The 20474-nt window shown below is 65.6% G+C and carries 11 protein-coding genes and 2 pseudogenes; 6 read left to right on the forward strand and 7 right to left on the reverse strand.

Features of this window, described 5'->3' with window-relative positions; genetic code table 11:
* Positions 1-130 (reverse strand): annotated as a pseudogene (locus NZL82_RS16280) (IS5/IS1182 family transposase); the annotation flags it as partial.
* Positions 131-427: 297 nt separating this feature from the next.
* On the opposite strand from NZL82_RS16280, the gene NZL82_RS16285 reads away from it, so the two are divergent.
* Positions 428-2395, forward strand: coding sequence for an acyltransferase family protein (locus NZL82_RS16285; protein WP_323131673.1), 1968 nt, complete (start codon positions 428-430; stop codon positions 2393-2395).
* A gap of 214 nt (positions 2396-2609) precedes the next feature.
* On the opposite strand, the pseudogene NZL82_RS16290 reads toward NZL82_RS16285, so the two are convergent.
* From NZL82_RS16290 to NZL82_RS16300, 3 genes and pseudogenes are all read right to left on the reverse strand, one after another.
* Positions 2610-3830, reverse strand: a pseudogene (locus NZL82_RS16290) (PepSY-associated TM helix domain-containing protein); the annotation flags it as partial.
* A complete protein-coding gene (locus NZL82_RS16295) occupies positions 3827-6040 on the reverse strand; it encodes a TonB-dependent siderophore receptor (RefSeq protein ID WP_261270809.1) in 2214 nt (737 codons plus the stop codon). The gene NZL82_RS16295 and the pseudogene NZL82_RS16290, both read right to left, overlap by 4 nt.
* 33 nt (positions 6041-6073) lie before the next feature.
* Positions 6074-6532 carry a DUF2946 family protein gene (locus tag NZL82_RS16300; protein ID WP_261270810.1) on the reverse strand — a complete coding sequence of 153 codons (459 nt, stop codon included), beginning with the start codon at positions 6530-6532 and terminating at the stop codon, positions 6074-6076.
* Between the two features lie 169 nt (positions 6533-6701).
* On the opposite strand from NZL82_RS16300, the gene NZL82_RS16305 reads away from it, so the two are divergent.
* The 3 genes from NZL82_RS16305 to NZL82_RS16315 all read left to right on the forward strand — a co-directional run bounded on the left by NZL82_RS16305 (position 6702) and on the right by NZL82_RS16315 (position 10807).
* Complete coding sequence (locus NZL82_RS16305) at positions 6702-9290, forward strand: PAS domain-containing protein (RefSeq protein WP_261270811.1); 2589 nt, start codon at positions 6702-6704, stop codon at positions 9288-9290.
* A 72-nt stretch (positions 9291-9362) separates the two neighbouring features.
* Positions 9363-10073, forward strand: a complete 711-nt coding sequence (locus NZL82_RS16310; protein WP_261270812.1) for a hypothetical protein — start codon at positions 9363-9365, stop codon at positions 10071-10073.
* Between the two features lie 29 nt (positions 10074-10102).
* On the forward strand, positions 10103-10807 hold the full coding sequence (locus tag NZL82_RS16315) for an HAD family hydrolase (protein WP_261270813.1): 705 nt from the start codon (positions 10103-10105) through the stop codon (positions 10805-10807).
* On the opposite strand, the gene NZL82_RS16320 is transcribed toward NZL82_RS16315, so the two are convergent.
* Positions 10804-11748, reverse strand: a complete 945-nt coding sequence (locus NZL82_RS16320; protein ID WP_314732898.1) for a cell wall hydrolase — start codon at positions 11746-11748, stop codon at positions 10804-10806. The genes NZL82_RS16315 and NZL82_RS16320 overlap by 4 nt on opposite strands.
* Positions 11749-11863: 115 nt before the next feature.
* Positions 11864-14287: a TonB-dependent receptor gene (locus NZL82_RS16325; RefSeq protein WP_261270814.1), complete on the reverse strand. Its 2424-nt coding sequence runs from the start codon at positions 14285-14287 to the stop codon at positions 11864-11866.
* A gap of 178 nt (positions 14288-14465) precedes the next feature.
* Here NZL82_RS16325 and NZL82_RS16330 point away from each other — a divergent pair, with 178 nt between their 5' ends.
* Positions 14466-16136: an alkaline phosphatase gene (locus NZL82_RS16330; RefSeq protein ID WP_261270815.1), complete on the forward strand. Its 1671-nt coding sequence runs from the start codon at positions 14466-14468 to the stop codon at positions 16134-16136.
* A gap of 23 nt (positions 16137-16159) precedes the next feature.
* On the opposite strand, the gene NZL82_RS16335 is transcribed toward NZL82_RS16330, so the two are convergent.
* Entirely contained in the window at positions 16160-16912 is a 753-nt protein-coding gene (locus NZL82_RS16335; RefSeq protein ID WP_261270816.1) for a virulence factor, read from the reverse strand.
* Between the two features lie 191 nt (positions 16913-17103).
* Here NZL82_RS16335 and NZL82_RS16340 point away from each other — a divergent pair, with 191 nt between their 5' ends.
* Positions 17104-20421 carry a glycosyltransferase gene (locus NZL82_RS16340; RefSeq protein WP_261270817.1) on the forward strand — a complete coding sequence of 1106 codons (3318 nt, stop codon included), beginning with the start codon at positions 17104-17106 and terminating at the stop codon, positions 20419-20421.
* Positions 20422-20474 lie beyond the last annotated feature (53 nt).

Genomic DNA, 20474 nt, shown 5'->3' on the forward strand with positions numbered 1-20474 from the left:
CATTCTTGTTGACGAACACGATGCCGCTCAGCACCCGCTGGTCATCCACGCGCGGCTTACCATGGCTCTTGGGAAAGAACGGTCGCAGCCGCTCCATCTGCTCATCCGTCAGCCAAAACAGGTCGCTCATTCCAGTCTCCTTGCGGAGCCTGAATCAGATCGCGATGCTCACATCAATAGGTCCTGACCCTAGTAATGTGATTTAATATCATAGGCTTGCGAGGGATTGCCGTAAGGTGGTGATACTTCGGAATGGCTCTGAATCTGTTCTGAAAGATGACATTCTGTCTTATGGTCTAACTAAAGACTCGTTGTACCGCATCGCCCTTGGTGCGAAGGTCCATCCACTCTTTCTCGCTGAACGGGGCGGTGGTTTTTGGCCGGGGGCAATGACATGCCATTTGCATATAGAAGAGATGTGGACGGGATGCGCGCCGTTGCGATCATCTCGGTTGTTTTGTTTCACTACGGTATACCGTTTTTCGCCAACGGCTTTCTCGGCGTCGACATATTTTTTGTCATCAGCGGCTATCTGATCACCTCGATTATCTATCGCGAGATGGTTCGTGGTGAATTTACCTATGCGCGTTTCTATTCCCGACGGTTCCGACGAATTCTACCCGCCCTGATCGCCACCGTCACGGTGACCACTGTCGTGGCCGCGAGTCTATTGCCCCCTTATGATTTGAAACGTTACGCGATAACGGCCATCGGCGCTTTGACCGGTTTGTCCAATTTCGCGTTCTTCAGCTTTGTCGACTATTTCTCGCCCAAGGCCGATCGTCAACTTTTGCTGATGACTTGGTCTCTGGGTGTGGAAGAGCAGTTCTACGTTCTTTTCCCGCCAACCATGGCGTTCCTGATCGGTTGGCGAAAAAAACTGCTGCTGCCGATCATGGCGGGTGTCACGGTCGCCTCGTTGATCATGGCCGTCCTCGCCAATCATTTTCGTCCGGAAGCGGCGTTCTACCTCATCCCCTTTCGCGCGTGGGAGTTGTGTGTCGGGTCGCTTCTGGCACTGGCCGGGGCGAATGGTTTCGCCCAGTCGCTACCCCGCCGTCTGCACGAGGCATTGGGCGTCGTGGCGATCCTGCTGTTCGTGATCGCCATCGGAACCGAGAACGGCATTCCGACTATCGCGTTAAACGTCGTGATCGTCGTTGGCGCGGCGATGCTGATCGTTTCACGCGAATCGCTGGTCAACCGGCATATCCTGTCATCGGGTATCTTTGTTGGCGTCGGCCTGATCTCCTATTCCTGGTATCTGTGGCATTGGTTGCCGGTTGCCGTCATGCATGTGCTGGAGATTGAACCTAGCCTCGGCGGCAGGATCGCGGTCATCCTTTCCACGCTGATCGCGGGCATGCTCAGCTATTATCTCGTTGAGACGCCGTTCCGTCGCGGGCCTGCCGATCACCGGCGGGTATTGCGGCGCTATGGGGTGGCCTTGTGCGTTGCCGTCTTTCCCCTTTGCGCGTTGGTCGCGACGAAAGGGCTCTATCGATTTGCCTCGCCCCAGATCAAATCGGTCGAGGACGATACGCTGGGCGCGCTCAAAAATCCCTGCCTCGCCAAATATGGGGAGGAAAGGCCCAGGCTCGGCTTACCCTGCGTGGCTAACACGAAGCAACCCGCCATCGCGTTGATCGGCGATAGCCATGCCAATGCGCTGGCCGCCGGGATCAAATCTCTCGCGGACGCTCGGGGCCTGGCGTTCGACCAGTTGACCAAATCATCCTGCCCGGCGTTATTCGGCTACACCCGTTACATGCCCAACCACCTGGGTCATGATCGGGAATGCGCCGCTTTCATGCGATCTGCCGTATCGACCGTGCGCGACCATCCCGAGATCAAGACGGTCGTCCTGGCCAGCTATTGGGCAGCGTCGTTCGACGAGGAGAAGGACGGCTTTCGTTATGTTCCTGCGGACGGCGATGGTCCGCGCACGACATTGGCGCAAAGCCGCGAGAACTTGGCCTGGGGTCTGCGTCAGATGATCGCCGCTATTCGGGGTATGGGGCGACAGGTCATCGTTTTGCAGGATGTGCCGCGCTTCACGGTCGATCCGTCGACGATTGGGCTGGCCAGCTTGATACCGCTTCGGGGGGCGATAACCCGGTTTGCAGCACCCGATCGGGCTGGCACATTGGTAAGGGGCGATCGGGTGGCGTTGACCGCGATTGTTCCCGACAGCGCCCGCCCTATCGTGCGGATGGCGGTCGACCCGCGCTCTGGCGTCCGGCTTCTCGACCCTGTGTCGTTGCTCTGTGACAGTACCGGCTGCCTGTTCCGTAACGATAATACGATTTTCTACACGGATTCTCAGCACCTCTCCAATTCGGGGGCACGGGATGTGGCAAGCCGGTTGCCGCTGATAACGATCGACGCCCGCTGAACGAAAGCCGTCTGGCGGTGGCGCAAGCCGAAGGCGTTCTCCACCGCCAGAAACTGGTGACCAATCGGTCGATCATCCCAATCATCAGCAGCGACGCGCCGAACAATGGCAGGACCATGCCCGCTACGACCAGCGACGCCAGCAGTCCGCCCATCCGCGCGCCCGACAGTGGCGGCGGAGCGCCCACGCGACCGGCCGGGCGTCGTTTCCACCACATGGCGACGCCACTGATCACCAATATCCAGATGGCGAGGCACGGGACCAGCATCAGCCATTGGTTCGCCCGCCCGAAATAATTGCCCATGTGAAGCTGCACCCCCGATTCCACCGCGCGCCCGACCAGGCCATATTCGGCGTAGCGGACTTCGGGCCCGATCGGCCTCAGGCTGTAGCGATCGACATAGAGGGTGCGCTGTCCGGCGGGACGGTCGGGATAGGTGAAGACGGTATAGACTCCGGTCGGGCCGCTGGGCAGGAACAGGCGATAGCTGCCCGACCAACCCTGCGCCGTCAGCAATTTCGCCACCCGGTCGGTGCCCGCGATCACCGCCGGATCGCGGGTCGCGCCCGGCGCGGCGGGACGGTGTTCGGCGTGCTCGCCCTGCAGGTTGGGCATGGTGGAATGCGGCATCGGCGCATCCTCCAAAGTCCATGGCGCATCGCCCAGCATGGCCTTCATCGGCTGGCTGTGCGGCGCGTTATACTGGCGGAAGGACGGGGGATAGCCGATCCCCATCGCCGCGCTTGCCCGGTGAAGTAGCGGGCCCGACACGCCTGCCCAGGGCAGGCCGGTGACGATCAGGAATCCGATCAGCGCGACGGTCCACACGCCCACCGGTCCATGGAGATCGCGCCAGAAGCGTCGCCCCCGTCCCGACCAGTGGGGCCACAGCGTCCCTGCGGCCCGAAAGCCGCGGCGTGGCCACCATAGGATCACCCCCGTCACCAGCAGGACCAGCGCCCAGGTGACCGCCAGTTCGACCAGTCGCTCGCCCGCAATGCCCATCAGCATCGACCGGTGCATGGCATCCGCCCAGCCGACCAGCGTTCGGTCATAGACCACGCTGCCCAGCACGCGCGCCGTTCCGGGATCGACCGCGACGCGGCGCGGTTCGCCGCCATCGGGTGTCACGAATACCACCGCCGATCGATCGGCCGTCGCCGGCATGTCGATCCGCGACGCGGTCCCGGGATAGGCGTGCAGGGCCGCGCGGATCATTCGCGACAACGGCACATTCTCGCGATGCGGCGCGACGAAGCGGAGTTGCGGGTAAAGCGCATCGTTCAACTCGTCGTTGAACAGATAAATCGCGCCCGTCGCGCTGAGCATCAGCAGGATCGGCGCGACCAGCAGCCCGGCCCAGAAATGCCAGCGCCAGATGGTCCGGTGAAAGGCCGCGCGGTGCAAGCCTCGCGTCATGGCGTTCCCCTTCATAGCCGGGCCGCCAGCGCGATTTCGAAGGATCGCGACGCGCCGATATAGATGTTGGTCGTCGGATAACCCGAATATTCGCCATAAAAACGGTTGGTCAGGTTCCGTCCGCGCAATCTCAGCGTCATTGCCTTGGCGATCGGCAGCGACAGGCTGGCGTCGAGCAGCATGCGCCCCGCGACATGGATGCTGTTGGCGGTGTCGGTGTAGAAACCCCCGGTCTGGCGTAGCGTGCCGCCCAGCGTCACGCCCGGAGTGATCGTGTAGGACGCAGCGGCATAGAGCGTCGTGTCCGGGATGTTGATCGGGCGGTTGCCGCTGCGATCCAGCCTTATGCCGCCAATCGTCTCGGCCAGCGCGTCGTAGCGCGCGTCGGTATAGGATGCCCCGACCGACAGGCTCAACGGCGGCAAGAGGGTGATCTGTCCCGACACTTCCGCGCCGCGCGACGATTGCCGCCCGCCCTGGACGCTGAGCGAGGGGTTTATGGGGTCGCGGGTCACTATGTCGGATTGCCGGATGTGATAGATTGCGCCCGTGACGCTGGCCCGGCCGGCCCAGCCCTCAGCCTTGAACCCCGCCTCGATTGCGCGACCATGGGTCAGGCGAAAGCGGCTATTGGCGATCGAGGCGAGCAGGATCGACGATACCGGCGAAACGGCGGTGGTATATTGCGCATAGACGGTCAGGCCGGGTGTCACCGCCCAACTGCTGCCAATGCGCCAGGATAGGGGATCGAAGCGCGGGGCGTTGCGATCGGTCGCGCCGCCAAGATTCTGGATCGCCGTCCGGTTGAGTGCGATATGGTCCCAGCGCAGGCCACCGACCAGCAGCCATTTGCCGGTGAGGTTGACCGCGTCCTCGGCAAAGACCGCGCTCTGCTTCAGGCGCGACAGGAAGGTGACGTTGCCGCTGGTGAACACCGCCGCAGAGGTGGGAATGGCGATGACGCCGGGATGGCGGACATCGACATCGGGCAGGGTGCCCGCCGGCGCCTGCTGGCGCAGGCTGGTAAAGTCGGTGTCGTTATATTCGACGCCCAGGGTGAAGCGGTGGCGCAGACGCGCGATGCGCCCGTCGCGTCCGACAGCCCCCCGCACATTCCAGAAGCGGTGATCGTGGCGGAAATCCTGATAGCTTTGACGGATGCTGCCGTTCGGGAAACGCGCATCAGGTGCGACGAAGCTCTGCGTATCGGCCAGCAGAAAGGCGCGGTCGGCGGTATAACCGGTCAGGTCGAGCGCGAAGGTCCAGCCATCGCCCATCGCCCAGTCCAGCCGCGATCGGATCGTCGTCTCGTCCGCACCCGACCAGGCCCCGCGCGGATTATAGTTGTTCCGCCGCAGGGCGCGATCGGCGACCAGCCCGTTCGCGGTCCGCACCGCATCGCTGGGGTCCAGTGCATAGCGCGCGGGGATCAGCGGCAGGCCCTGATAGGTCGAGTCGTAGCGATCCTCGAAATGATCGACCGCGATCAGCAACGACAGGCGGTCGCTGGGCCGGTACAGGGCACTGGCGGTCAGCCCGGCGGAGAAACTGGCATTGCGCTCGACATCGTAGAGGCTGTCGGATCGCTGATAGCTGGCGTCGGCGCGGACCGAGACGGTGGACGCAACGGGCAGATTGACACCGGCCGCCGCGAAGACGGTGCCGAAGCTGCCCCCCGATAGCAGCATGTCCAGATGCCGCTCGCCCGGCACGGGCTTGCGGGTCACCTTGTTGATGACGCCGGCCAGCGCGCCCTCGCCATAGAGGACGGAGGCGGGGCCCTTGAGTATCTCGATCCGGTCGTAATGCCAGATATTGGCATCGCGCTGCGCCACCGTGGAGGCGGCGAGGCGCACTCCGTCCTGCAGGATCGAGACGGTGTTGCCCGCAAAGCCGCGCATCGACACGACGGCGGGGTTGCCCGGCACATTGCCCGACATCGCGCCGACCACCTGGTCGAACGCTTCGCGCGCGGTGCGGACGCCGCGCTGTTGCAGATCCTGCTGCGTCAGCAGTTCGACGGTGGCGGGGGTCTCCCGGATCGTCAGCGGCAGGCGGCTGGCAGCGGCGACCGGGGCGTCCGATTGCCGCTTGGCGGTGACCACGACCGTGGGGGGCGCGGGCACGGATTGCTGGCCGGACGCGACGGCGTCCGGCATCATAAGGGGTAGGAACATCGACAGGCTTTCGACCGGTCCGCCACGCATATGGCGGACGAGGATCATGGAGGCGCCGCAAACGGCACCGGATGAAACGGGTCAGGAAAGCGCTGGCGGTCCCCGAAGCGGGGGACGAAGATAGGGTGCGTCCACCGGGCGTGGCACGATGCGCACGACCAGACCCAGGGCCATGACGAAGGCGATGAGCAGCGCCAACTGGATCGGATCGATCGCCGCCAGCATCGGCGTGGCGAGCCCGGCAAAGGCGCAGGGCATGTCGCGGCCATGTCCGCCATCCGAATGACCCGCCGGATGGTCGGAGCGGTCGTGCATCGTCATGGCATGGCCCGCCATCGCCATTCCCGATCCCTGCCCCTCGTGCGGAGCAGGGGGCGGTGCGGGCAGCGGCCCGGCACCGGGGCACAGGATCACCGTGATCCGTCCCTCGACCGCTCCGACCATATATCCCATCGGCATCATGAGCTTGAGCAGCAGCGTCGCCGTGCAAAGCAGCACGGCCAGATGGCGTTGCGCGAGGAGGCTGCGGATCGCCGTCACGTTTCCGCGCTAGACAAGGGGGCCAGGCTTGTCACTTGGACAGATCGGCACAGCGGATGAACCATGCTATCCTCGATCATGATGATCGGTAATTTTCGTGCTAGCCGGGCTGTGTTTTTCCTATAGCAACGATTGGCGCTTAGTAGCGCTTTACATCATGTATCGGACGATGACGGACTCCCCCGCATTTGCTTTTCTGAATGGCGTTTCCGGGCAGGTGGTCGACGAGATCATCGGCTTCGACTGGTCGGCGACCTCGCTGGGCGGGCCGGAGCAATGGCCGATCGCCCTGCGGTGCCAGTTGGCGACGATGCTGGCCTGTCCGGCGCCCATGTATATGGTCTGGGGACCCGAGTTGGTGTCCTTCTACAACGACGCCTATCGCCCGATACTGGGCTATCGGGCGGCGACCGCGATGGGCATGCCGTTCCGCATTCTCTGGGGCAGCATCTGGAACGAGATCGAGCCGCTGGTCGATCAGGCGCTGTCCGGCGGCGTCGCACGGGTCACCGATATGCGGCTGGACCTGGCGCGGCATGGCGAACCCGAGGAAAGCTACTGGACCTTCTCCTACTCGCCGGTCTTCGACGATCACGGCGCGGTGGCGGGCATGATCTGCGTCACCGGGGAGACGACCGCGCGCGTCCTCGCCGAACGACGCCAGCATGAGGCGGACGAGCGACTGGCCCTTGCGCTCAGTTCGGGTGCGCATGTCGGCATGTGGGACTGGGACGTGGTCAACGACTCGGTACGGTCCGATCGCCGGTTCGCGGCGATGTATGGCGTCGATCCGGCGGCGGCCGAGGTCGGGATGCCGATCGCCGAGTTCTTCCGCAGTATCCATCCCGACGATCGCGCCCGCGTCCAGGCGGAGATCGACGCCGTCATGGCCGGAAAGGGCGAGGGCGAGGAGGCATGGCTTTTCGCCTCCGAATATCGGCTGGTCCAGTCCGACGGGTCGATCCACTGGGTGTCCGCACGCGGGCGCTGCATCCTCGATGAAACGGGGCGTTGCGTGCGTTTTCCGGGGGTCAGCTTCGACATCACCGACCGGGTGCGCATCGAGCATCAATTGCGCGAGAGCGAGGCCCGCGCGCGGCAGAATGCCGAACGGGTGCAACTGGCGCTGGGGGCGGGGGCGATCATCGGCACCTGGCTCTGGGATCTGCCCACCGACCGTTTTACCGTGGACGAGCCCTTTGCGCGCAGTTTCGGGCTGGACCCGGCCCTGGGCCATGACGGCCTCAGCCTCGCCCAGGTGGTGGAGACGGTTCACCCCGACGACCAGGCGGGCTTGGCCGAGGCGATCAGGGAGGCGATTGCGCGGGGCGGCCCCTATGCGCATCAATATCGCGTTCGGCGGCACGACGGCAGCTATCACTGGCTGGAGGCCAATGGTCGGGTCGATCACGCGCCTGACGGCACGCCGTTGCACTTTCCAGGTGTGCTGATCGACGTCAGCCGTCGCTTGGCGCTGGAGGCCGAGCGCGACCACGCCATCGCCGAATTGCGCGCCCTGACCAGCCAGCTGGAACAGCGTGTGGCGGAGCGCACCGCCGAACTGATGCGCGCCGAAGAGGCGTTGCGCCAGTCGCAGAAGATGGAGGCGGTGGGCCAGCTGACCGGCGGGCTGGCGCATGACTTCAACAATCTGCTTGCGGGCATTTCGGGCTCGCTGGAACTCATGGCGCTGCGGCTGTCCCAAGGGCGGACGGCCGATGTCGATCGCTATATGGACGCGGCGCAGGGCGCGACGCGGCGCGCGGCGGCGCTGACCCACCGGCTGCTCGCCTTTTCGCGGCGGCAGACGCTGGCGCCGCGACCGACCGATATCGGCGCGCTGGTCGCCGGAATGACCGACCTGATCCGTCGGACCGTGGGCCCGGCGATCACGGTCGAGACGGAGGGGGCGGACGATCTGTGGACCGTCCTGATCGATGCGCCGCAGCTGGAGAATGCGCTGCTCAACCTGTGCATCAATGCGCGCGATGCCATGCCGGAGGGCGGGCGCATCGCGATCGAGATGGTGAACCGGCGGCTGGACGGTGACAATGCGCGGTTCGGTGACATACCCGATGGTGAGTATCTGGCGCTGTGCGTCACCGATACCGGGATCGGCATGACCCCGGAGGTGATCGAAAAGGCGTTCGACCCCTTCTTCACCACCAAGCCATTGGGGCAGGGGACAGGCCTCGGGCTCAGCATGATCTATGGCTTTGCCAAGCAATCGGGCGGCCAGGTCCGTATCCAGTCGACGCCGGGGGAGGGCACCACCGTGTTCCTCTATCTGCCGCGCCATGACGGCCCGGCGGAGCCGGTCGAAGAAGGTTCGACCGGTATTCCCGATGGCCCCGCCGGTTCGGGTGAGACGGTGCTGGTGGTCGATGACGAGGCGACGGTGCGCCTGCTGATCGTCGATGTGCTGCGCGACATGGGCTATCGGGTGATCGAGGCGGCGGACAGCGCCCAGGGCATGGCCATTTTGCGGTCGTCGGTGCGCATCGATCTGCTGGTCACCGATGTCGGTCTGCCCGGCGGAATGAACGGGCGGCAACTGGCCGAGGCGGCGCGCGAATTGCGACATGAATTGAATGTCATGTTCATAACGGGCTATGCCGAAAGCGCGGTGTTGAACAGCGGCCATTTGTCGCCGGGGATGCAGTTGCTGACCAAGCCGTTCACCGTGGACGCGCTGGTCACGGGGATACAGGCCGCCATGGGCGCGACCGCGCGCCGGTACGAACCGCACGTTCCCTGATCCCCTAGCGTCCCCGGCTTCGGGTCATGTGCGGCACCGCATGACGATGACGACCGGGAGTTCGACGCTATGATGACCAGCCGCTTGGCCCTTTTGCTGTTGGGCGGGGGCCTGTTCGCCGCCATGAGCCCCGCTGCGGCCCAGAGCGGGCCCGAAATCCCGGAACCGATGGTGTTCGACATGATCCGTCCGCTAACCGCGAAGGCGGGCGAGGTCGAGGTGAACGCCCTGGCGCAGCGCGACCTGACGGGGCCGCGCGGGGAACTGGAATGGGCGCCCGAGGTCGAATGGGCGGTGGCCGATGGCCTTGCCGTCGAATTGGAACTGCCGCTGATCGACGCGCGCATCGTCCAGTATAAGATGGGTTTGCAGGGAAAGCTGGGCACGATCCGGGGCGGGCGCGGGGTGCACGGCGTCCAGTATCTGGGATTGCACGACCGGGAGAGCGGGGGATGGACCTCCACCCTGCTCTGGCTGCTCGGCAACCGTTTTGGCGAGCGGTGGAGCACGATGACGATGGTGGGTGTCGGTGACGTGACATTGCGCGAAGGCAATGAGACGGGGATGATCGTCAACCATTCGACCTTTTACGACGTGAATCCCGACACCGTGCTGGGACTGGAACTCAACCGGCAGAATGGCGAGGGGGCCTATTGGCTGCTGATGCCCCAGCTTCACCGCGCGGTCGGCAAGCTGGGCGTTCAAGGTGGGGCCAGCGTGGAAAAGGCGCGGGGCGAGCGGTTCCGCCCACGCCTGGGATTGCGAATCATCCGCGAACTGTGATGGGACGGCCGCGAACCGGGAGACAGGATATGGCCGTGGAACTGATCTGCCTCGATGCGGACGATACGCTGTGGCATAATATGCGTCATTTCGCGGAGACGGAGGAGGCGCTGGTCGGCCTGCTCGCCCCCTTTGCCGAGGCACGGGTGGCGCGGGCGACGCTGGAATCGTGCGAGGCGCGCAACCTGCGGCTTTATGGCTATGGCGCCAAGGGCTTTACCCTGTCGATGATCGAGACGGCGGTGGAGCTGGCCGGGCCGACCCTGCCCACCGAGCTGATCGCGCGTCTTCTGGAGGCGGGGCGGCAGTTGCTGGCCCACCCGGTCGAACTGCTCGACGGCATCGCGGAGACCATGGCCGCGCTGGCCCAGCGCGGGCGGCTGGTGCTGGTGACCAAGGGCGACCTACTGCATCAGGAGGCCAAGCTGGCCGCATCGGGGCTGGGCGCGCATTTCGCCGATGTGGCGATCGTCAGCGACAAGACGCCCGACACCTTCCGCCGGATCTTCGATCGCCACGGCGTCGCGCCGGAGCGGGCGGTGATGGCGGGGGATTCGATGCGCTCTGACATATTGCCCGCATTGGAGGCCGGGGCCTGGGCCGCCTATATCCCGCAACCATTGGCATGGAGCCATGAGGCAGGGCGGGTGCCCACCGATCATCCGCATTTTCGCCAGTTGGAGAGGCTCGGCGATTTGCCGGGCTGGATCGACGCGATCGGCGGAACGGCTTAGCCCGGATCGCTTTCCGCGCCCACGACGACGCCGTGCTCCACGCCCGGCCCGTCATGGGCAAAACCGTTGCGGTGGACGCGGACACCCGCCGTCGTGACCGGGACGGTCGCCGCCACCGCCGCGACGGGGGGCGTGGGCCCGGTCGGAACGGCGGGATCGCCGCCATGCTGTTCGCCGCGATGGATGACGACGCCGGCCATCGTCTCCACGCCGGCGACCGGCGCGTCGGCCAGCATGGCGGGGGCGGGGGCCGGGATGCTCGGCTCCGCCCCGGCATATTGCTGGCGGAAGGACAGGTCGCGTTCCAGCGCGCCCTTCCAGCGATAGAAGATATGGCTGCCGATCGCGCCGATCCGGTTCAGGCTGGGCGCCCACCAGGGCAGCACGTAATTGGCGTGATAGAAGGTCGCGGCCCCGACGGGCGCATAGACCATGCCCGCCAGCGCGGCCTGCGCGACGTCGGCGGCGCGCGCCCAGGCGGTGGGCTCGCGCGGGTGCAGCATCGATCCGTCGCAGGTGAAGCTGAACTGGCACCCCGTCGAGCGTTCCGACCCCTGATAGACGACGCCGCAGATGCTCTTGGGAAAGGCGCGGTCGCGTACCCGATTCAGTACGACCTGCGCGACGGCGCGTTGGCCGTCTATCGGTTCGGAGCGGGCTTCATAATAGATGGCGGCGGTCAGGCACTCGGCGGCGCGTGCGGCATCCTGCGCGGAGCGGGCGACGCCGGAAAAGGCGGGGGCGGCAGCCATTTCGATCGGGGTGTTGCCACTGATCGTCTCGGGCAGGTCGCTGTCGGGCACGTCGAGCGCAAGCTGCCGCAGCAGAGTCTTGGCAGTCGGCGGCGGAACGTCCAGCGTCAGGTGAGCGGGCGGGTGCCGCGCGGGGGTGCACGACGTCGCGATCGCCAGCGTCGCGACCAACATCAACCAGCGCAGCACGTTCGCCCTATCCCAACCCGTTGCCCCATGACGGCGCTGTACCGGGCGGGGGTTAGGAAGCGGTTAAGTCACCGGAAACGGACGCATCCCGATGGACACGCCCGTTCCCCCGGCATCAGAATCGCGCACCCAACTCGATGCCGTAGAAGCGCGGTTCGCCCGCGATATAGGTCGGTGCGCTGAACGTGCCGCCGGTATTGCCCGCGTCGATCAGATAGCGCTTGTTGGTCAGGTTGCGGGCAAAGCCGCCGATATGGAAACGGCTTTCCGCGCCGAATTCCATCCCGGCGCGCAGATTGACCAGCGTATAGCCGCCCTGCGAGATCGCCTCGCGATTGGGCAGTTCGAAATAGACTTTCGAGCGATAGGTCGCGCTGGGCGTCGCATAGAAAGTCGCCGAGGAGCCGACCGGCACCCGCAGGGTCGCGCCGCCCGACGCCGTCGTGTCGGGTTGCAGGCGGAAGCGATTGCCCGCGAACACGCCATTGGCCGGATCGTTCGCGATGCCGCCATCGATATAGGCGAAGCTGCCGAACAGGCTCAGCCAGCGATGCACCGCCCAGTTCGCCTCTACTTCCACGCCGATATTGTTCGCCGAACCCGCGCTGCGCGTCACCGTCCGACCATTTTCGAACGCGGTGACCTGAAAGCCCTTATAGCTTTGATAGAAGACCGACGCCGCGCCGCTGAACGCGCCGATCCGGCCCTTGATGCCGCCCTCGTAATTCCAGACATCTTCCTGCGGCACGATCTGAAGCCGTGGGATCGCTCCCGAATTGGCGACGGTCAGCGGTACAATCCGCTGCGCGTCCAATTGTACGACCGGCGAGCGGCGACCCTTGCTGATCGTCGCATAGACATTCACGTCACCGCCCAGCCGGTAAAGCGCATTGAAACGCGGCAGGATCGCGGCATAGCTACGCTGCGCCGTGAACAACTGCCCCTTGGTATTGGCGGCGCCCAGCAGGCTGGTGAACACGCCGGCGCCTGCCAGCAGGCGGCTGTCGGGCATCACGCTGCCATAGCTGGAACGCCGATCCTCGATCAGCACGCGCGCCCCTGCCGTCAGTTCCAGCGCGGGAACAGGAATCCAGGTCGTGTCGGCAAAGACCGAATAGGTGTTGTTGCGCCCGTAATTGGCGAAGCTGGCGCTGTAGGGCACAATCGTCGCGGTACCGCGCGACAGGATCGCCGTCGCGCGCGTCGCCGGGATTGTGCCGTTGGCGGCGACGCAGGCGGTGCCGGTCGGCAGGCCGGCCGCGCCCAGCATCTGCCGAACCTGCGCGAAATCACCTGCGGTCGAACAGGCCAGATACGTCCCTTCCTCGGTGGAGAAGGGAACGCGCTGCTGCCCATTCTCGAAGAACGCGTTCCACCCGATCGAGGCGCGATAATGGTCGCCGTCGAATGCGAAGCGGCTTTCATGGCTCCACTGGTCGCCGCGCGCATCCTCGCCGAATTCGAGATACCAGGCGGGGCCGCCATCCGCATCGAAGATTTCCAGCGCGTCGAACCGGCGATAGCCGTTGACGGTGGTGAAGGTGACCCCCGGCGCGACGTCGACCGCCAGGGTCAGGTTCGCGTCATAGACATTGCGGGTCAGGCCCAGCTTGCGCCGCCCCAATATCTCGGCGGAATAGGGCGATCCCGACAGTTCGGCATAACCATAGTCGCCGGTCTGTCCACCCGTCGGGGCGAAGACGCGGCTCTTGAACGCGGTGCCGGGATTGCGCTGTCCGTCATAGGTCAGGACGAGATCGGCGGTGACCGATCCATTGGGGGTCCAGCGGAGCGATCCACGCACCCCGCGTTGATCCTGCCCGTTCAGATCGTCCTGATCGACCCGCCCCTGATTCTGATTGGGCACATCGGGATCGCCCGCGATATTACGGACATAGCCGTCGCGATATTTATAGGCGAAGGCGATGCGAGCGGCGAGCGTCTCGTTGCCCGCGTTCAGATAGCCGGACAACTGGGTCCGGTTGAAATTGCCATAGGAGGCGACCAGGCCGCCTTCGGTCCCTGCATGGGGGCGGGCGGAGATGATGCTGATCGCGCCGATCGCGGCGGCGGTGCCGAACAGGGTCGCCTGCGGGCCCTTCACCACCTCGATCCGCTCGATATCGTACAGGTCCTGATAGGCGCCGCGCGTCCGGCTGATGTCGATGCCGTTATAATAGAGCGTCACGCGCGCGCCCTGTTGCGCCGAGCCGGAGTCGGACGTGATGCCGCGGATCACGAAGCCGGGATTGTTCGCGCTCTGCTCCTGAATTTGCAGGCCCGGAATATATTGCGCCACTTCCGACAGCGAGTTGACGCCCAGATTGGCCATGCGCTCGCCCGAGACAGCGCTGACGGTAACCGGCACGTCCTCGATCCGCTGTTCCCGCTTCTGCGCGGTGACGATCACCTCGTCGGCGCCGTCGGCCTCGTCCTGCGGCTGGATCATCGCCTGCGCTTGCGCGGCGTGCGCGAAGGCGATCGGCGAAAGGCTCGCCAAAAGCGCGGCCAGCGTCATGCGGCGCACGGTCGAAGTCATATCGGTCCCCGGTGATTACCCCTGTTGTGGGCCGCATAGACGAAACGGATTACCAGTTGGTGTCCCGCGGCTTGCGGATTTGTGACAATCGCGTTTCGATGTCGTCGAATCGTCATCCATCCGCCATCGCATTGTCGCCTGGGGTCATTAGCCGTGCCCGGCGAAAGGACCTTCGACGATGACGATGATGAACCGACGCCGCGCGATCACCCTGATGGGCAGTGGCGCGGCGCTCAGCCTTCCGGCCACGATCGCCGAGGCGGCCGAGCCGTTGGCGCGTTTCGACCATGGTGTCGCCAGCGGCGATCCTTCGGCGGACGGCGCCATTCTGTGGACCCGCGCGACCCCGGCGGAGGGGCAGGGGAGTGACGTGGCGCTGACCTGGCATGTCGCGCCCATGGATGCGAGCGAGGCGGTCGGCCTGCGCACCGGGCGGGTGACGGCCCGCGCCGCGCGCGATTTCACCGCCAAGGTGGAGGTGACCGGGCTGCGCCCTGGCCGTGACTATCGCTATTGGTTCGAGACGGCCAAGGGGGAGCGCTCGCCCGAAGGCCGGTTCCGCACCCTGCCGCGCGGGCGCATCGAGGATGTGGTGCTGGCGGTGGTGTCGTGCCAGCTCTATCCCGGCGGGCTGTACAATGCCTATGACGCGATCGCGCGGTCCGAGCGGCTGGACGCGGTGCTGCATCTGGGCGACTATATCTATGAATATGGCGCCGACGGCTATGGCGCGGAGACCGGGCGCAAGCTGAACCGCCTGCCGGAACCCGCCCACGAAATCCTGTCGCTCGCCGATTATCGCCAGCGTCATGCACAGGTGAAGCGCGATCCCGACATGCAGGCCGCGCATGCCCGCGCCGCCTTCATCTGCGTCTGGGACGATCACGAGGTCGCCAATGACGACTGGATCGGCGGCGCGGAAAACCATGATCCCGCGACCGAGGGAAACTGGGGGAAGCGCAAGGCGGCAGCGATGCAGGCCTATTTCGAATGGATGCCGATCCGCGACCCGCGCCCTGGCCAGCCCTGGGCGGCGATCAACCGCAGCTTCGACTTCGGCGATCTGGCGACGCTGGTGATGGTGGAGACGCGGCTGCTTGCCCGGTCGAAGCAGGTTCGGGCCAAGGGCGATGCGCCCGATCCGTCCGAATATGCCGCGATGATGGCCGAGCGGGCGCGGCCCGAACGCGAATTGCTGGGCGCCGGGCAGCTCGACTGGATCGAACGGACGCTGACCCGTTCGGTCAAGGCGGGCACGCCGTGGCAGGTGATCGGCAATCAGGTGGTGATGGCGCGGATCGACGGTCCCGACCTGGAAAAGCAGATGGGGGCGGAGGGCTATGCCAGGCTGACCGCGCGGCTGTCGGAGACGATGAAGACCCAGCTTGGCAAAGCCCAGGCCTCCTATCGTGCGGGCCTGCCGCTCAATTTCGATAGCTGGGACGGTTATCCGGCGGCGCGCGAGCGGCTATATGCCGCGTTCCAGCGGGCGGGCAGCCATCCGGTCGTCCTGTCGGGTGACAGCCATGCCGCCTGGGCCAACGACCTGTATGACGGAAGCGGAAAGCTGGTCGCGGCGGAGTTTGCGGGAACCTCGGTCACCAGCCCTTCCTGGGGCGACATCATGCCCGGCATCGGCCGGGAAATCGCCGCCGCCAATCCCAAGGTCGTCCGCTTCTGCGACCAGGAGGACAAGGGCTGGCTACACCTGACCCTGACCCGCGACATGGCGACCGCGCGCTACATGACCGTCTCGACCGTGATGGCCAAGCCCTATGCGCCAGGGTGCGCCGCGATCTGGCGGACGCGATCTGGCGGGAATGCCCCGATCGAAAGCGTGACCGCCTGAGGGTCGCGCCAGCCCCTTTTCCGTCAGCGCATCGCCGCGGCGGAAAGGGGCTGGCCCGCAATGGCCGCCAGCACATGGGCGACCAGCGCGGGGTCGTCATGGTTCATATAATGGCCGCCGGGCATCGCGACGACATGGGCGTTGGGCAGTTTGAGCAGCGGGCACAGGCTGTCCGGCTCCTCGACACCATAGATGCAGGTGACCGGCAACCAGTCCAGCGTCCGTGCGGTGGTGATGCCCAGGCTGTCGGGCCGGCCCATATAGGCGAGACCCGAGGGATCGGACCGGAAATAGGCCGTCCGGCCCGGCACCACCAGGATCAGCGCCGACACCCGGGCGCGCAGATCGGCCGGCAGTCGCGCCAGCCCGGTCTGCAACATGTCCGCGCCATAGGACTGGCCGAGCAGCACGAGCCGTCGCCCGTCCGCTTCCCGCGCGGCCTGGCGGATCAGGTCCGCGATCAGCGCATCGACCTGTTCGTGGGTCCGGTGTTCGCGAAACAGAACCGGGGAATTGACGCCCAGCACCGGGATCCCGTTCGCGCTCAACTGCCGCGCGACGACCCCGCTCATGCCGTAGCGAAGCCCCATGTCACCCGACAGCGACAGGACCAGCACCGGCTGTACCCGGCCCGTCGCGGGATAGCGGGTAAACGGGTCCCTGTCGAAATAACTGCCCGAATAGAGAAGGATAGATATGCCGCCCAGGATCAGCAGCAGGATCGCGGCAAGATAACGACCACGGTATCGGCGAAGATGGGCCAGACGATCGGACATGCTTCGTCCTAATCCCGCCATCCGCCCGCTGTCACCAGCCGAACTTGGTGTTGGCGAATGCGGTCATGAAAAATCTGTAATGTTACGATCACGCGCTCTATGCGCATGATCTGTCATCGGCGAACCGGTGAAGACATGGGTTGGCCGGCGGCGGCCGCCATGTCGATGACCAGCCGCGAGGAACGACGTCCGTGACCAACCCGATCTTTTTCGACCCCACCGGGCGCCGGGGCGCATGGGCGCGGCGCGGTGTCGGGGTTCTGATCTTGGCCGTGGTGATCGCGGCGATCGCCTTTGCCACGACGCTGGTCGCGGTGCCCAATTCGGGCGTCCTGCCCTTGCCCTTCGCGCGGCGCCAGGCGATGACGCTGGAGCCGACCGCGCAGTTGAAGGGGCGGCGTGGCGAATGGCTGCCCCGCAAATCGGTGGCGCAGGGGCATACGCCGCTGACCATCGCCTTCTACACGCCGGGCAATGATTCCGCGCTGGCCTCGATCAATGCGCATATGGGCCAGATCGACTGGCTGGTCCCCGGCCTGATGAACGTCGCCGGGCCCAAGGCGCAGTTGCAGATCAGCAACGATGCCAAGCTGGCCAGCCTGTTGGCCCGCGCCGCCAAGCCGCCGCGCCTGCTGCCGATGGTCCAGAATCTTGGTGCGGACGAATGGGACGGCCAGGCGATCGCGCGGATCATCGCCAGCCCCGCCGCCTCCGAAAAGCTGGCGACGCAACTCGGTCAGTCGGTGACGGCCAATCGCCAGTCGGGCCTGGTCATCGATTTCGAGAACCTGCCCGCCAGCGCGATGGCGCGCTATCCGCGCCTGTTGCAGCGGATCAAGGCGCATCTGCCCAAGGGGGCCGTGCTCGCCGTCACCGTACCGGCGGAGGATGAGGCGTGGCAATTGCGGCCGATCGCGCGCGTCGTCGATCGGGTGATCCTGATGGCCTATGACGAGCATTGGCAATCGGGCACGCCCGGCCCGATCGCGTCGCAGCCCTTCTTCCTGCAATCGTCCGAAAAGGCGTTGCGCGAGGTGGGTCGCGACAAGCTGATCGTCGCACTGGGCAGCTATGCCTATGACTGGCCCAGCAAGGGCAACGGCCCGGCCGAACCCGCCGAGGCCAAGTCGATTGAAGAGGCCTGGCTGATGGCGCATGACAGCCAGGCGAAGGTGACGTTCGATCCGGCCAGCGGCAATGCCGGTTTCGCCTATGACGAGAATGGCGAGCACCATATCGTCTGGATGCTCGACGCGGCGACGAGCTGGAACCAGCTCCAGGCGCTGAAGCGTCTCGGCATCGACGATGTCGCTTTCTGGCAGCTAGGCAGCGAAGACCCCGGCCTGTGGGCCGATTTCGCCGCCTTTCGCAGCACCGCACGGGGCGTCATTCCCCGGCTGGGCACGATCAACTCGCCGCTGAACACCGATGTCGAGGGGCCGGGTGAAATCCTGCGTATCACCGCACAGCCCACCGAGGGGCGGCGGGTCATGCAATATGACAAGGACGGCATCATCCGGAACGAGGTCTATCAGGCCTTTCCGACGCCTTATGTCGTACAGCGTGCCGGTGCGTTGCCCAAGACCATCGCGCTGACCTTCGACGACGGGCCCGATGCCGAATGGACGCCCAAGATCCTCGACGTGCTGGAGCGCGAGCATGTGCCCGCCACCTTCTTCGTCATCGGCGAAAACGCGCTTCAGCATCCCCAGCTTTTGCGCCGGATCGTCGCGGACGGCAGCGAGATCGGCAATCACAGCTATACCCACCCCAATATGGCGACGACGGGCGAGCGGACGATCAAGCTGGAACTGAACGCGACCAAGCGGTTGATCCAGGCCTATACTGGCCGTTCCACGACGCTGTTCCGCGCGCCCTATTTCGGAGATGCCGAGCCCACCACGGGCGACGAGATCGGCCCGGCGCTGGTCGCGCAGAATCTCGGCTATACGGTGGTCGGACTGCATGTCGATCCCAATGACTGGCAGACTCCCGGCACCGACAAGATCGTCCATGAAGTGATCGAGCAGGTGCACGGCGCGACACCCGACAATTCGGCCAATGTCGTCCTGCTGCACGATGGCGGCGGCAATCGCGAGCAGACGGTGGAGGCGCTTCCCCGCATCATCGATACGCTGCGTGCCGAGGGCTATCGCTTCGTCGCCGCCTCGCAGCTGGTCGGGGTCAGCCGCGACCAGGCGATGCCGCTGGTCGAGGGCAAGGACCTGCTGGCGGTGCGGACCGACGTGGCGATCTTCGTCATCCTCGCGACCTTGTCGGCGGGGCTTGCCTGGCTCTTCTACCTGGCCATCGCGCTCGGTATCGCGCGGGCGGTGGTGATGGCGGGGCTCGCCTGGTTCCAGGGCCGCCGATCCAAGCCGGTGCCGCCCGAATTCACCCCCAGCGTCTCGGTCATCATTCCCGCCTATAACGAGGAGCGGGTGATCGCTCAGTCGGTCGCGCGCGTACTCGCCAGCGACTATCCGGGGCTTCAGGTCATCGTGGTGGACGACGGGTCGAAGGATGCGACCAGCGCGGTGGTGCGCGAAGCCTTTGCCGGGGAGCCGCGCGTCCAGCTGCTGACCCTGTCCAATGGCGGCAAGGCGGCGGCGCTCAACCGGGCGTTGCGCGAAGCGACGGGAGAGGTTCTGATCGCGCTCGACGCCGATACCCAATTCGAGCCGGAGACGATCACCAAGCTCGCCCGCTGGTTCGCCGATCCCAGGCTGGGTGCGGTGGCGGGCGATGCGCGGGTGGGCAACCGGGTCAATCTGGTCACCCGCTGGCAGGCGGTCGAATATATCACTGCGCAGAATCTCGAACGGCGCGCGCTGGCGGGGTTCGATGCGATGACGGTGGTGCCGGGCGCGGTCGGCGCATGGCGTCGTGCCGCGCTGGACGCGGTCGGCGGCTATCCCGAGGATACGCTGGCGGAGGATCAGGACCTGACCATCGCGATCCAGCGAGCGGGTTGGCGCGTCACCTATGACCCGCGCGCCGTCGCCTGGACCGAAGCGCCCGAGACGTTCCGCGCACTCGCCAAGCAGCGCTATCGCTGGGCGTTCGGCACGCTGCAATGCCTGTGGAAGCACCGTGCGGTGCTGCGCACCGGACGGCCCAAGGGGCTGGCGCGGGTCGGCCTGCCGCAGGCGTGGCTGTTCCAGATCCTGTTCGCCGCCATCTCGCCGCTGATCGACCTGTCGCTGATCCTGTCGATCATCGGCACCTCTGTCCGGGTCGCGCAGCATGGCTGGGCGCAGACGCACACCGATGTGTTCCAGATGGGGGTCTATTGGCTGGTCTTCACCTCGGTCGACGTGCTGTGCGGGTGGATGGCCTATCGCCTGGACGGCAACCGGGTGCGCTATCCGGCGCATCTGCTGGTCGCGCAGCGGCTGGTCTACCGCCAGATCATGTACTGGGTCGTGCTCCGCGCGATCAGTTCGGCGATCGGCGGCTGGATCGTCGGTTGGGGCAAGCTGGAGCGCACCGGGAATGTCGGGGCGTAGGGACTAATCCCGGCCCCCTTCTTCAAGGGCGAGGGGGGCTTTACCTCAACCTC

The sequence above is a fragment of the Sphingomonas sp. LC-1 genome, from assembly GCF_025371035.1.
GTDB lineage: Bacteria > Pseudomonadota > Alphaproteobacteria > Sphingomonadales > Sphingomonadaceae > Sphingomonas > Sphingomonas sanguinis_E.

Excerpts from the sequence above, each read along its gene's own strand:
- NZL82_RS16285 (WP_323131673.1), top strand. The coding sequence starts at position 428 with ATGCGCGCCGTTGCGATCATCTCGGTTGTTTTGTTTCACTACGGTATA.
- NZL82_RS16295 (WP_261270809.1), bottom strand. The coding sequence starts at position 6,040 with ATGATCCTCGTCCGCCATATGCGTGGCGGACCGGTCGAAAGCCTGTCG.
- NZL82_RS16305 (WP_261270811.1), top strand. The coding sequence starts at position 6,702 with ATGACGGACTCCCCCGCATTTGCTTTTCTGAATGGCGTTTCCGGGCAG.
- NZL82_RS16310 (WP_261270812.1), top strand. The coding sequence starts at position 9,363 with ATGACCAGCCGCTTGGCCCTTTTGCTGTTGGGCGGGGGCCTGTTCGCC.
- NZL82_RS16315 (WP_261270813.1), top strand. The coding sequence starts at position 10,103 with ATGGCCGTGGAACTGATCTGCCTCGATGCGGACGATACGCTGTGGCAT.
- NZL82_RS16325 (WP_261270814.1), bottom strand. The coding sequence starts at position 14,287 with ATGACTTCGACCGTGCGCCGCATGACGCTGGCCGCGCTTTTGGCGAGC.
- NZL82_RS16330 (WP_261270815.1), top strand. The coding sequence starts at position 14,466 with ATGACGATGATGAACCGACGCCGCGCGATCACCCTGATGGGCAGTGGC.
- NZL82_RS16335 (WP_261270816.1), bottom strand. The coding sequence starts at position 16,912 with ATGTCCGATCGTCTGGCCCATCTTCGCCGATACCGTGGTCGTTATCTT.